The organism is Streptomyces sp. SLBN-31, assembly GCF_006715395.1.
Lineage (GTDB): Bacteria > Actinomycetota > Actinomycetes > Streptomycetales > Streptomycetaceae > Streptomyces.
In genome coordinates, this window is sequence record NZ_VFNC01000003.1 from 14066 (window position 1) to 26787 (window position 12722).

Genomic DNA, 12722 nt, shown 5'->3' on the forward strand with positions numbered 1-12722 from the left:
GGGTGGCGGGCGCGGGGGTGGGTGCCGTGGTGGGGGTGGGCTGGTCGGGGGTGGGCTGGCCGGTCACTCCTTGACCGTATCCGGGTTCGGGGGGAGTGCCTCGCGGAGGGCGGCGAGGGTGGCCGCGGCGGCCGGGGAGCCGTCTTCGGCCGCCTCGGCCAGCCAGTGTTCGGCGCGGACGAGGTGCAGGGCCGCGAGGTCCAGCCGGCCCTCCGGGTGGCCCGCGCTCGCCGCCCTCTCCAGGAAGTGGAAGGCCTTCTCCCGGTCGCCGACCGCGTTGAAGTGCAGCCCGCGCCAGCGGTCCGCGTCCGCCTCGTCGCCGGCCAGGTCCGCGAGGTCGGTGATGACCTTGCGGGCGTCGGCGTCACCCGCCGCGGCAGAGGCCCGCAGGGCCGCACGGCCGGCGGCGACGACCGCGCCCAACTCGGCGGCGCCCGCCCGCTGTGCCAGCGCGGTCATGTTCCGCCAGAGGTAGGGCCCGGGCGGCGGGAACCCGGGGGAACGCAACGCGTCCGCCACCAGGGCTCCGCTCGCCCGCCAGGCCCTGCCGCCCTCCCCTTCCTCCGGAACGAGCAGCCCCGTGACGCCGAGGCGAGGCCGACCGGCCCAGGACAGCTCCTCGGACAGCCACTCGTCCTCCAGGAGCACCCCGTACTCGGCACCGACGAGCAGCATCCGCCATTCCGGCGCCGCCAACGGGCGCCGCAGCCCACACCTGGCCGCGTCGATCGCCGCCCGCACCAGCTCGTACCCCCACGGCCGCCCGTCCGGCCGCCGAGCCCAGCGCCACTCCTCCCCCAGCTCCGGCCCGACCGCGAGGAACTGGGTCACGCCCAGCTCCTCCCGCCAGCGGACCGCGTCCTCCAGCCTCGGGTCCCGCGCCTGAGCCTCCGCCAGCCGTTCCAGTTCCGGCCCGCTCCAACGGCAGGTCAGTTCGAGCTTGCGGGCCCCGCGCAGCAGCCGGGCGTGGGGATGGTCCCCGAACCCGTGCGTCGCGTACGCCTCGTCCCGCATCGTCGCCAGCACGAGCACGCCCTCGTGCGTGAGCCGGGAGACGACTCCGGCCGTCCGCCCCTGCTCGTCGAGGTGGCCCGCGAGGTCGTCCAGCCACACCACGTGAGTGCCCTCGGGGTCGCGCCCCTGCAGTGCGCCGGACAGGGAGCCGAGGTCGGTGCCTTCGTGCGCGACGCAGACACGAGTGCCGTCGGCGGCGGCTCGCTTCAGCCCTTCCCAGGCCGTCCTCGTCTTCCCGGCGAGCGGCTCCCCGGTGACCACGACCAGGCCCCCCGAGCGCAGCGCCTCCGCCAGCAGACGGTCGAGCGCCGGGTCGCAGTCGCGCGGCACGTACGGCGGCTGGTCCGTCTCGTCGCCGAGGCGGCGCGCGGGCCGTACGCCGGGAGGGAGCCGGAGGGCGCCCAGGAGTGGCCAGCCGTCGGCGACGGCGCGGGGCCGCTCGGGCGCGGCGGCGTGGACGTGCTGCACGCCGATCGCGGTGCCGTTGAAGGTGCTCTCGCGGAAGTCGATGTGGTCCTTGGCGGCCTCGGGGGTGTGGTGCAGGGTCAGCGACTGGATCGTGCCGGCCTGCACGACGGGAGCGTCGAAGGTTCCCCCGGTGATCGTGTTGGTGACCGCCGGGCTGCCGTCCGCGAGCGGCGCGAACTCGGCTATGAGGTCGCGCAGTTCGGCTGCGGCACCCGGGTCTGCGGCGAGCAGCCGACGCAGCCTCGCGCGCAGCTCGGCCTCCGTGTGGGTCTCGATGGCCTCGGTGACCATGTCCATGCCGTCCGCGGCCAGCAGCTTCTCCCTGGCCAGGTCGAGTTCGGCCGCTCCTGCGGCGAGGCGCTCCTCGTCGGCACGGCCCTCGTCCTCGGCGTGACGCCCCTCCTCGGCAGGGCGCCCCTCCTGGGCACGGCGCCCCTCGTCGGCACGGTCCTCACCCTCGGCGCGCTCCTTCCCGTCCGCCGGGCTCTCACCGCCCTCGCCGCTCTCACCGTCGGCGCGGCCCTGCCCACCCGCGCGACCCTCCCCGCCGGCGCCGCTTTCAGTGGCGGCGAGGATCCGCGCGACGCGTTCCCGGACGCCGGCCCACGCGTCCGTCGCCATCGCCTGCACGACCGCCGAGCTTCCCGCAGCCGCCAGCGCCGCCAACTCGGCTTCCATCAGGCCCCCTTGCCTCGCCCCGCGCTCGGGACAACGGTACTAACGCTCAAGCCCCTCGGCCCTGCGCACCGCGTCGCGATAGGTCCGCGCCGCCACGCGCAGGGCCGCCTCGGGATCCACTCCCTCGGCCTCCGCCCGCGCCGCCAGCGCCAGCAATTCGTACCCGATGCCCTCCCCGGTGGGCAGCGGCACCTCCAAGTCCGCCGTGCGCACCCTCGACGCCAGCTTCGAGGCGAGGGCGAGGCCGGGCTGGCCGAGGGGTATGCCGTCGGTCACCGACTCCCGCTGCTTCTCGATCGCCTTGGTGCGCAGCCAGTGCTCCTTGACCTCCTCCGGGGTCGAGGCGGTCTCGTCGCCGAAGACGTGCGGGTGGCGGTGGATGAGTTTCGCGACGATGCCGCCGGCCACGTCGTCGATGGAGAAGGGGGCGTCCGGGTCCTCCTCGGCGATGCGGGAGTGGAAGACGACCTGGAGCAGGACGTCCCCCAGTTCCTCGCGCAGCTCGTCGCGGTCACCGTCCTCGATCGCCTCGACGAGTTCGTATGCCTCCTCGATGCCGTACTTCGCCAGGCCCTTGTGGGTCTGCTGGGAGGACCAGGGGCACTCGGCGCGGATCCGGTCCATGACCTGGACGAGGTCCAGGAGACGGGCGCCGGGGAGGTCGTAGGAGGCGGGGAGGAGTTCCAGCTCGGGCATGCTCACCCGGCCCGAACCGGCGAGGCGTGCCAGGCCGTCGGTGAGGGCGGGCTCGCCCTCGCCCGTGGCGACGACGACCACCGTGCGGCCTCCGGCGCAGGCGGCCACCAATTCCTCCGCCGTCGGGGACGCATCGTCGACCCCTATGCCCGCCTCCCGCAGATAGGGCAGCTGCGGGTGGGCGCCGTCCGCGCACAGCACGCGGTCGGCGGCGTGCAGGACCTGCCAGGCGGGCCAGGAGAGAAGACCGGGCGCGACGCGGTGGCTGGTGGTGAGCAGGACGATGCGGCCGGGGGCGAGGGCCTCTTCGGGGTCCTGGTCGGGGGCGGGGTCGAAGCTGGTTGCGTTCACGATTCGAAGCTAACGCACGTCGCCGACAGCCCCACGAGTTGTCCACAGGCGGGGGTCCACAGGGGCAGACGTCCGTGCACAGGCAGGAGCGGGCGTCCACAGGGGCGCCCGCCTTGCTGCCGGACCGTTCCTCCGGCTACGGGGTGCCCTGCGAGGCCGCCGTCGTGACCTCTCGCACCCACGGCGTCTTCGCGTCCACGCGGCTGCTCTTCTGGACGTCCCAGGAGCCGTAGCGCGGGTTGAGGTCGACGTGGAGTTCGTTGGAGGCCTTGGACAGGGCGCTCCAGAAGGCGGGCTTGCTGGTGTCGGTGCCGAGGGTCTGGGCGAGTTTCTGTGCCTCCAGCTGGAGGCGGAGGCTGTCGTCGAGGCGCCTGGGGGCCACGCCGTACTGCTGCAGCCATGCCGTCTCGAGCGCCTTGGAGCCGCCGACCTGCTGTTCCAGGCCGGTGCGCATCTGCTGGATCTCCTTGGTGGTGACGGCCACGCCGTTGTCCTGGGCGGCCCGGTGCAGTACCCGGTCGAGCACCATGTTGTGCAGGGTGTCGCGGGTGAGGCTGCCGGTCTGGGCGACGGCCTGCTTGTACTGCGCGTCGTTCGCCACGGCCGCGCGCTGGGCCGCGCGTACCTCGTTGACCCGGTTCTGCAGCTGCCCCACGGTGATCCGCTGGTCGCCGACGACGGCCGCGGCGCCGGGATGCGAGTCGCTTCCGCAGGCGGTGAGCAGGGGTGCCGCAGCGGCGATCGCGGCGGTGAGCAGGAGCGCGGTGCGACGACGGCGGTGCAAGGAAGCCTCCCGAGGAGATTGTGCGACGGTGCACAAAGTCTTGCGGTGATCGATGTTAGGCAGTGGGACGGCTGTGGCCAAGCCTTCGACCGACCCATTCGACCAACGATTCACCGCGGCGTCGGGCACCGCCCCGGCCAGGAGGCCCGAGGAGGCTCAGCCGGTGATGGCCACCGGGGCGTCCCACGCGTCGCGGTCCACGGTGATCGTGTAGCCGTTGCGCGTCTCCTTGCTGTTGACCAGGTACTGGTGGCCGCGGCTGTGTCCGGTGTACTGGGTCGAGCCGAACGGCCAGTCCGCCGTCGTGGTGTTCTGCTTGTCCCACAGGGCGTACCAGAGGTTGCCCGGCAGGTCCGTCTTGTCGGTGGCGTTCGCGATGGCCTTGGCGCTGGAGCTGGTGAAGCCGTAGTAGCCGGCCCGGTAGGTCTTGGCGCGCAGTTCCTTGTCGAAGGCGCGGACGTAGGTGAGCACGGCGTTGTTGCACGACGTGTTCGTGATGTCGTACGACTCCATGTCCAGGTAGATCGGGCTGCCGGCCTTCATGCCGAGCGCTGAGGCCTTGGCGACGGCGTCGTCCGCGTCGGTCCTGCCGAGGGAGGCGGCGGTCGTGGCGGTGAGTTTCTCGGGGTTGGAGCCGGACTGGCAGGGCGGCTGGGCGCCGACGTAGAGCGGGATGAGCTTCCAGCCGAGGGTGCTGACGGACTTGACCCAGGAGGCGGTGAGGTTGGGTTGGGAGCAGCCCCGGTTCCGGCCGCCGACGTAGACGGCGGCGGCGCCGTAGAAGCCGGTGTGCCAGGCCTTCATCGCGGACAGGGAGGGCGCGGCGCAGGTGTCGAAGGCCCGCCCGGTGTACGTCTTCTGCGCGGGCCAGGTGGTGGCGGCCATGGAGGTCTGCGCGGCGATGCCCGCCCCGGCGACGACGGCGGCGCCGGCGACGGCCCACGTGATGTATCTGCGCTTCTTGGACTGCCGGTGGCCGGCCATGGATTCCCCACCCTTGGTTGTGCGTCGAGGCGATTGCCCACGCGTGCGATTGCCCGCGCATTCGAGGCGATGCCTGGCAAAAACGAACCGCAACCTATCCGGCGACGTTCATGCGTTCGGGAAACTCCAGCCCCGTGGGTTCACAAGATTCCCTCATGGCACGGCAAAATCGTGCGCCTTCCGCTAGCCGCGCACCTGTCCGAGCCACTGAAGGGTGCGGCGGATCTCGGCCGCGAGCGGGTGGGCGGGGCCGCGCAGGTGCTCCACGTCCATCAGCAGGCGCGCGAGCGCGTCGTGCGCGGCGGGGCGGTCGCCGAGGGCGAGGAGGAGGTGGCCGATGCGGCGGCGGACCTCGTGCGAGAGCTCGGGGTTGCCCGCCGACACGTACTGGTTCTCGTAGTACGGCAGCAGCGCGCGGTACTCCGCGAGCGCCCCCGCCGGATCGCCGAGCGCCTCCAGGCACTGGGCGGCCTCGTAGCGGAACCGGAGCGACTGCGGGTCGGCCTGCCCGGCCTCGGCGGCGCGTTCGTCGGCGAGACGGCGCAGTTCGGGCAGCGCGCGCCGGTACTGGCCGTCGTCCATGAGCGTGGCCGCGTACTGCTTGCGGAGGGTGCGGACGACCGGGGAGTGCTCGCCGTGCTGCTCCGCAGCGGCGGGCAGGATCGCGCCGAGGATGTCGACGGCCTGGGTGATGCGACCCTCGCCGAGGAGGCGCTTGACCTCGTCGACGGCGCGTGCGACGTCCGGTTTCTCGGCGCTCTCGGGCACGGGCGTGACGGGGGCGGGCTGGGGCGCGGGCGTGCGCGCGCGGTCCGGCCAGGGGGCGTGCGGGCGCAGGAAGGGGCGCGTGGGGTCGAGGGGCGCCCCCGTGGGCGTCCCGCGCGCGGGCAGGAGCAGCGCCAGGTGCTCGTACACCTCCTGCGCGGACGCCGGGCGATGCTGCGGGTCCTTCGCGAGCAGGCGCAGGACGAGCGCTTCGAGCGGCTCGGGCACCTCGGGGCGGATACGGCGCACGGGCACCGGGGGCTCGTAGAGGTGCCGGTGCAGCACGCCGAGCGCGGTGGAGCCGGCGAACGGGACGTCACCACTGAGCAGTTCGTGCAGGAGCACGCCGAGCGCGTACAGGTCGGTGTACGGGCCGACCGCGCCGCCCATCGCCTGCTCGGGCGCCATGTAGGCGGGCGAGCCGATGGGCGTGCCGGTGTGCGTGAGCCGGGTGGTGTCGGCGTCCATGACGGAGGCCACGCCCAGGTCGAGGACGGTGACGGTGCCGTCCTGCTTGACCATCACGTTGCGCGGCTTGAGGTCGCGGTGGACGATCGGCACGGCGTGCACGGCGCTCAGCACGGCGCACAGTTGCGCGGCCACCGCGACGGCCCACTGCCACGGGTACGGGTCGTGCTCGGCGAGGTGGTCGGAGAGGTCCGCGCCGTCGACGTACTGCATGACGAGGAACAGTTCCTCGCCCTCGCTGCCCGCGTCGTGCACGGTGACGAGCCCGGGGTGGTCGACCTGCGCGGTCACCCTGCACTCGCGCACGAACCGCCGCCGCAGTTCGTCGGCCTCCTGGCCCGCCACCTTGTCGGGGCGCAGCAGCTTCACCGCCACGCGCCGGTCGAGCCGTTGGTCGTAGGCCGTCCAGACCTGTCCCATGCCGCCCTGTCCGATGAGCGTGGACAGTTCGTACCGCCCGGCGACGACGCGTCCTGCCGTCACGGTCACCTTCCGCCCTCGTGGTTGCCGTCGCTCCCGCCGGGGTGCTTGCGCAAGTAGTCGCTGAGCTCGTCGAGTTCGGCGCGCACCTGGTCGATGCGGGCGGGCGCGGGCCGCTGCGGCGGCGCGGGGGCCGTCGCGGGCGGCTGGGGCACGGGCGTGTGGGAGGCGGGTACGGGGGGCGCGGGCGTGTGGGGCATCGGGGGCGGGGTGTACGGCGGCCGCGGGGTGCTCGGCACGGTCGCCGCGGTGAACGGCGAGGAGGACTGCGGGTATCCGTAACCCGGCGTCATCGGCGGCTGCCCGGCGCAGGCCGGGCGGCCGGGCCGGCTGAAGTGGCGTATGTCCGCGTAGAGGAAGTACCCGGCGCAGGCCACCGCGTTCAGCAGGAGGATGCTCATGCCGATGTTGCCGTTCGGGCTGCTGAAGTCGTCGGTGTGGTCGGTGCTGAGGAAGGCGAAGCTGGTGCCCAGGACCACCACCGAAGCCGCGAAGACCCACCAGTCGACGGCCCGGCGCGTCACGATCGCCGCGCGGAGCGTCGCCACCCACGCCAGGAACCCGATGCTCAGGATCGCCACGGCCACGAAGATCACGCGCAGCACGACCAGCACACCCGTCGAGGGTCGCTTCGGCGGAGGCGGCGCGTAGCCGGGGCCTTGCATGGCTGCTCCTGGAGGCCTGGTGGGGGCGGACGTGTGTGCCGTGTCCGAGCGTATAGGCCGACAAGGACAACCGGTCCGGCTTGTACCGAACCGTTGTCCTGCTGATCCACTCCGTACGACGGCGCGTGGTCCTGGAGGCGCCGCCTCAGCCGTCTCGGCCGGGCGCCACCGTCCCGTCCGTCAGCCCGTCGTACATACCGCGCACGAGCTGGTCCCCGAGCCGGTTCGCGCGCCTGAGCGCCCGCTCGAACTCGTCGAGTGCGCGGAACCGCGCGCCGTAGCGCCGTTGTTCGTCGAGCGCGAGCCGGGGCAGTTGGAGCCGGCGCACATCCAGGCGCGTGGCCGTGGAGGCGTAGCTGCTGGCCTGGCGGTTGTTGGCGGTGCCGCGCAGGAAGCCGGCCAGGAACCAGGGGTCGAGCGCCGTGCGATCGGGGCGCAGAAGAACGAGGTTGCGCCCCAGGGCGGCGCCCCCCGTCGCGTCGTCGATCACGCGCGCCACCGCGCCACCGCCGAGCACCGGCACGACGACGTCGCCCGGCTCGGTCAGCACGGCCTCCTCGTCGCTCTCGGGAAGCGTGCCGGAGGGCGCCGTACCGGCGAGCACGTCGTGGTCGGTGAGAACGGGCACACGCGCGTGGCCGCCGTTTCCGCCCGTACGCATCACCAGGGCACCCCCTCGCGCGAGTTCACCGACGGTCGTGAACGGCCAGCGGGGCGCCGGCTGCGCGGGGTCGGCGGGCGGCGGAGTCAGTTCGACCGTCAGGCGCAGGGTGTCGCCGAGTCGTTCGCGTACGGCGGTGAGCGCGTCGGTGCCGTCGGCCGCGGTCGGCGGCGGCAGATGGCGGGCCGGCGCGAGGTCGACGTCGTCGTCGAGGAGGTCGATGACGGGGAGGGAGCGGGCCAGCCCCGGCCGTTCCTGAAGGGTGCCCGCGCGGTCGAAGGCGCCCCAGGCCTCCAGCACGGCCTCGCGCACCGCCCGCCAGTCGGGGCCGCCGCGCCCCTCCGTCGCGTACTGCCCGGTGTCGACGAGCAGCACCTCGGGCTGCGCGGGCGCCTTGTCGGGCCGGTGCAGCACCCACAGGTGGAGCGGGATGTTGTACGGCGGTGCCGCGCCGATCGGCAGTGCGACGACGGCGCGCAGCGCGCCGCGGCGCAGCAGGTCGGCGCGGATACGGCGGCCGGAGCGGCGGGAGGCGGCGGCGGGCGGCATGAGCAGTACGGCGGTGCCGCCGTCGCGCAGGCGGGCGAGGGCGTGCTGGATCCAGGCGAGCTCGGACTCGTTGCGGGCGGGGAAGCCGTACTCCCAGCGGGGGTCGTAGGCGAGTTCGTCGTGCCCCCAGTTGCGCTCGTTGAACGGCGGGTGGCACAGGACGGCGTCGGCGCGCAGGTCGGGGAAGGCGTCGGCGCGCAGGGTGTCGCCGGCGGCGGCGCGCACGGTGGCGCGGGTGTGCAGGGCGAGGCGGAGCGCGGTGAGCGCGGCGAGGTCGGGGGCGCTGTCCTGGGTGTAGAGCTCCTGGTCGGGGCGGGGGGAGACGGCGCGCAGGAGGGTGCCGGTGCCGCCGGCCGGGTCGAGGAGGGTGCGGGCCGGGCCGGCCAGGTCGGCCATGAGGCCGGCGAGTTCGGTGGGGGTGAGCGTGTACTGGCGCGGGTTGGCGTCGAGATGCCGACCGAGCAGGAACTCGAAGGCCTGCCGGGCGCCCAGGTCGGCGGCGAGTTCGGCGGCGCCGCGCAGGAGGGGGGCGGAGGGGAGGAGTTGGGGGCCGGTGGGGGTGTGAACCGCCGGCGAGGCGTTCACAGCGTGAACCGCAGAGGGGGCGTTCACGCCGTGAACCAACGACGGCGATCTATTCACAGCCTCAGGCGTGCTCGCTCCGGACGGCGGGTTGACCGGCGACGGCGAGTTCACAGAAACCGGAGCGTTCACAGTGACCGACGCCTTCGCGACCCCCGCGCCGAACCGCGGCACCAGCACTTGCTCCAGCGCCCCCGGCAGCATCGCGGCCAGCCGCTCGTCCGACCCCGAACCGACCTCGAGCCACACCGTCGGCCGGTCGTGGATGAGCAGCAGTACGCACCCCGCGTGCGTGAGCGCGGTGACCGGCCCCTCGGGGTGCCCCGCGAGCTGCTGCCAGACGCGTTCGCGCAGCGGGACCTCGGCGAGTTTCCCCTGCTTGCGCAGCCAGGCCTCGACCTCGGCGAGCGCGAAGGAGGGGCTGGTCTCGGTGCCGCCGACCGGCTTGGGAAAGTCGGCGTGGCGGCGGCGCCAGTTACTGACGGCGGCGCGGCCGACGCCGGCCAGCCGGGCGATTCCGGCGGCGGTCACCTCTGTCGCGTTGTCCTGCACCCGTCGGCTCCCCTCGTCGTCCCCGTGATCCCCGACCTCTGCGTGTGAGCCGAGCATACCGACGCAGGCAAGATCTACCCCTTCACGCCCGTGTACACATCTCATCTCGTGAACCATGTTGACTCGGTTCACAAGCTCTGCTGTTATTGACCCATCGAACAGCGGCCGCCGACTAGGAGGCGGCCGCACCGTCCGAGGGGGGACACAGCCATGGGCATGAAGGGCAAGGTCGCACTGGGGGCCGTCGTCGGGATCGTCGTCATCGGTGCCGTGTCGGCGAACGCCGGCAACAACGGCGACGACAACGGAAAGAGCGGCAGCGACAAGGGCACCTCGGCCTCCGCCGGCCACGACTCCGACGGCAAGAAGACCGCCAAGGGCAAGGACAGCGGCGGCACGAAGGCCGCCGAGAAGAAGGTCGCCTTCGCCGGGGACGGCGAGTTCCGCGTCGGCAAGGACATCAAGCCCGGCACCTACCGCACCACCGGCAACAGCGACGGCATGTGCTACTGGGAGCGCGCCAAGGACGCCAAGGGCGAGATGGACTCGATCCTCGCCAACGACAACGTCACCGGCGCCAGTTACGTGACCGTCAAGGCCACCGACAAGATCTTCAAGTCCAACGGCTGCAAGGACTGGGAGGCCGTCGAGCTCAAGGCGAAGGCCAAGGGCACGCCCGCCGCCCGGATGGCCGGCGACGGCGGCATGTTCAGAGTCGGCGCCGACATCGCGCCCGGCACCTACCGTTCCACCGGCAACACCGACGACTCCTGCTACTGGGAGCGCACCAAGGACGCCAAGGGCGACATGAACTCCATCATCGCCAACAACAACGTCAGCGGCACGGCCGTCGTCACCATCAGCGCCTCGGACGGCTACTTCAAGACGACCGGCTGCAAGGACTGGAAGAAGGCCTGACCGAACCGGCCAAGCCCGTCTCCGGCCCCGCAACCGCCCCGCCCCGCCCCGCCCCCCCACACACACTCACCTCCCCTTTCACCACACCCCGTTGAAGGACTGTCATGCGTCTCTCGCCCCGTGTCGCCACGCTGTTCGCCGTCGCGGCGCTCCCCCTGGCGCTCACCGCCTGTTCCTCCGCTTCGTCCGCCGACTCGTCCTACGACACGGGCACGAGCGCCAAGCCGGCCAAGGCCAAGGACCTCAACGCCGGTCTGGCCACGGGTACGGAGCTGAAGACGGCGCTGGCTCCCGCGTCGGCCTTCCCGGCCGGGTTCACCCTCGAGGCCGACGGCGCGTCGGACAGCGGCGGGCAGTTCCTGTCCCCGTCCTCCCGGAAGACCGGCAAGCCGGACTGCACCAAGCTGGAGGCCACGGCCTGGCTCCAGGTGACCGGCTACGAGGGAGGCGTGTCGTTCGCCCAGGACGACTACGTCAACCAGGACAAGACCGAGGAAATGGCCCAGGAGATCGACGAGTTCCAGGGCTCGACGGCCGGTGCCGTGATGAAGCAGCTCCAGTCCGTCGCGGCGGAGTGCGCCACGTTCACGGACACGGACGCCCACGCCAAGGTGAAGGTCGCCGGTGCCGCGACGTCCGGGCTCGGTGACGAGGCCTACACGATGACCCTGACGAGCGGCGCCTGGGAGAACGGGACCACGCTCGTCGCGGCCCGTTCGGGCAACGCCGTGGTCACCGTGCTGTCCACGGCGGGCAGCGACAACGGCGCCGCGACGGCGAAGAAGCTGACGAGCCGGCTCCTGACGTCCCTGAAGGACCTGAAGCCCGCCTGATCCACCGCACGTCCCGTACCGGCCCGGCAGGGTGCGCGCTCACCGACGCGCGCACCCTGCCGGGCCGCAGGCAATCCGCGGAATCGTACGAACGCTCCGGTCGGCCGCGCGGAATCGTAGGGACGCTCCGGTCAGCCCGCGTGGAACCGCGCCGGGGCCTCCGTCGGGTTGCCGCCGGCGGGGAGCTTCTGCCCCGGACACGTCCGGAGCACCTTCTCCATGGCGGCCTTCTCGGCTGCGGTCACCCACAGCTGGTACTTCTTCTTCACCGCGACCTGGGCGGCGACGTACGTGCACCGGTACGCCTTGTTCGGGGGCAGCCATGTCGCCGTGTCGCCGTCGCCCTTCGAACGGTTGGTGCTCGCGTCGACCGCTATGAGGTTGAGCGGGTCGTTGGCGAGGGCTATGCGCTTGCCCGCGTCCCAGTACTTGGCGCCCTTCTGCCAGGCGTCGGAGAGGGGGACGACGTGGTCGATGTCGACGAGGCTGCGGCCGCGCCGGTAGGTGACCTTCTTGCCGGAGTAGGGGTCCGACTCCAGTACGCCGTACGACACCTTGCAGTGGCCGCCGGTGAACTTCACCTCGTCCAGGTCCCGTTTGAGGATGTCGTCGCGGGTGTCGCAGGAGTTGGAGTCGGTGTCGGCCCAGGCGGTGCCGAACCGTTCCCGCGAGTAGCCGGTCTTCGGCGCCCGGCCCTTGACGGTCAGCGACTCGGCCGCCGTGAACGCGGCCCCGCCGCCCCCGGTCTCCCGCGGACCCCCGGTCCCGGTGGTCGTCTCCGCCTTGCACCCGGCCACGGCGAACACCAGCACGACGGCAGCCGCGGTCCCGCCCCTCAGACGCCTCACGATGCGTCCCTCCCCTTTGTCACCCCGGTGGGCCCCCGCACGGGGCGTTTTCCCTGTACGACTCCGCGCACACCGTAGCGACAGGGCGCACGGGGGCACGCACGAGGGCCGTGCCGGGTTCCGATGGGCGCCCCACGAGTGGGCATTTGCCTCATACCGGCCGTATCGTCGATTCTGAGTCACCTATGGAAGGAGCTCTGGATGGGCATCTTCGACAGGTTCAAGAGCAACCGCATGGCGCAGGACAAGGCCAAGGGCATGTCCGACGCCGCGGAGAAGAAGGTCAACGAGAGGACGGGCAACAAGTACGAGAGCCAGGTCGACAAGGGCCAGCAGAGGCTCGAGGACCAGCTCGGCATGGATCGCGACCGCGACCGCCCCGACCAGCCGTAGACCGGTCCCCGCACGGCCGCTCGCGAACGGCTC

Annotated in this window: 11 protein-coding genes; 3 read left to right on the forward strand and 8 right to left on the reverse strand. The window is 72.6% G+C overall.

What is annotated here, in order from left to right:
- Positions 1-63: 63 nt before the first annotated feature.
- The 7 genes from FBY22_RS37625 to FBY22_RS37655 form a co-directional block, all read right to left on the reverse strand.
- Positions 64-2160 carry a hypothetical protein gene (locus FBY22_RS37625; RefSeq protein WP_142152660.1) on the reverse strand — a complete coding sequence of 699 codons (2097 nt, stop codon included), beginning with the start codon at positions 2158-2160 and terminating at the stop codon, positions 64-66.
- Positions 2161-2199: 39 nt separating this feature from the next.
- Positions 2200-3207, reverse strand: a complete 1008-nt coding sequence (locus tag FBY22_RS37630) for a nucleoside triphosphate pyrophosphohydrolase (RefSeq protein ID WP_142152661.1) — start codon at positions 3205-3207, stop codon at positions 2200-2202.
- A 136-nt stretch (positions 3208-3343) separates the two neighbouring features.
- Positions 3344-3991 (reverse strand): SurA N-terminal domain-containing protein, encoded by a 648-nt coding sequence (locus tag FBY22_RS37635; protein WP_142152662.1) that lies wholly within the window; start codon positions 3989-3991, stop codon positions 3344-3346.
- A 156-nt stretch (positions 3992-4147) separates the two neighbouring features.
- On the reverse strand, positions 4148-4975 hold the full coding sequence (locus tag FBY22_RS37640) for a glycoside hydrolase domain-containing protein (RefSeq protein WP_142152663.1): 828 nt from the start codon (positions 4973-4975) through the stop codon (positions 4148-4150).
- 183 nt (positions 4976-5158) lie between these two features.
- Complete coding sequence (locus FBY22_RS37645) at positions 5159-6655, reverse strand: serine/threonine-protein kinase (RefSeq protein WP_260845406.1); 1497 nt, start codon at positions 6653-6655, stop codon at positions 5159-5161.
- A 38-nt stretch (positions 6656-6693) separates the two neighbouring features.
- Positions 6694-7353 (reverse strand): hypothetical protein, encoded by a 660-nt coding sequence (locus FBY22_RS37650; RefSeq protein WP_142152665.1) that lies wholly within the window; start codon positions 7351-7353, stop codon positions 6694-6696.
- A gap of 145 nt (positions 7354-7498) precedes the next feature.
- Positions 7499-9697 (reverse strand): N-6 DNA methylase, encoded by a 2199-nt coding sequence (locus FBY22_RS37655; RefSeq protein WP_142152666.1) that lies wholly within the window; start codon positions 9695-9697, stop codon positions 7499-7501.
- Positions 9698-9907: 210 nt separating this feature from the next.
- Between FBY22_RS37655 and FBY22_RS37660 the strand changes: the two genes are divergently transcribed.
- Positions 9908-10615 (forward strand): hypothetical protein, encoded by a 708-nt coding sequence (locus tag FBY22_RS37660; RefSeq protein WP_142152667.1) that lies wholly within the window; start codon positions 9908-9910, stop codon positions 10613-10615.
- A gap of 104 nt (positions 10616-10719) precedes the next feature.
- Entirely contained in the window at positions 10720-11448 is a 729-nt protein-coding gene (locus tag FBY22_RS37665; RefSeq protein ID WP_142152668.1) for a hypothetical protein, read from the forward strand.
- Between the two features lie 131 nt (positions 11449-11579).
- On the opposite strand, the gene FBY22_RS37670 is transcribed toward FBY22_RS37665, so the two are convergent.
- Positions 11580-12296, reverse strand: coding sequence for an HNH endonuclease family protein (locus FBY22_RS37670; RefSeq protein ID WP_142152669.1), 717 nt, complete (start codon positions 12294-12296; stop codon positions 11580-11582).
- Positions 12297-12497: 201 nt separating this feature from the next.
- Here FBY22_RS37670 and FBY22_RS37675 point away from each other — a divergent pair, with 201 nt between their 5' ends.
- Entirely contained in the window at positions 12498-12689 is a 192-nt protein-coding gene (locus FBY22_RS37675; RefSeq protein ID WP_142152670.1) for an antitoxin, read from the forward strand.
- The last annotated feature ends 33 nt before the right edge of the window (positions 12690-12722 follow it).

What these genes read in the sequence shown, in the direction of transcription:
- FBY22_RS37675 (WP_142152670.1), top strand. Translation starts at nt 12,498, where the DNA reads ATGGGCATCTTCGACAGGTTCAAGAGCAACCGCATGGCGCAGGACAAG.
- FBY22_RS37660 (WP_142152667.1), top strand. Translation starts at nt 9,908, where the DNA reads ATGGGCATGAAGGGCAAGGTCGCACTGGGGGCCGTCGTCGGGATCGTC.
- FBY22_RS37665 (WP_142152668.1), top strand. Translation starts at nt 10,720, where the DNA reads ATGCGTCTCTCGCCCCGTGTCGCCACGCTGTTCGCCGTCGCGGCGCTC.
- FBY22_RS37625 (WP_142152660.1), bottom strand. Translation starts at nt 2,160, where the DNA reads ATGGAAGCCGAGTTGGCGGCGCTGGCGGCTGCGGGAAGCTCGGCGGTC.
- FBY22_RS37640 (WP_142152663.1), bottom strand. Translation starts at nt 4,975, where the DNA reads ATGGCCGGCCACCGGCAGTCCAAGAAGCGCAGATACATCACGTGGGCC.
- FBY22_RS37650 (WP_142152665.1), bottom strand. Translation starts at nt 7,353, where the DNA reads ATGCAAGGCCCCGGCTACGCGCCGCCTCCGCCGAAGCGACCCTCGACG.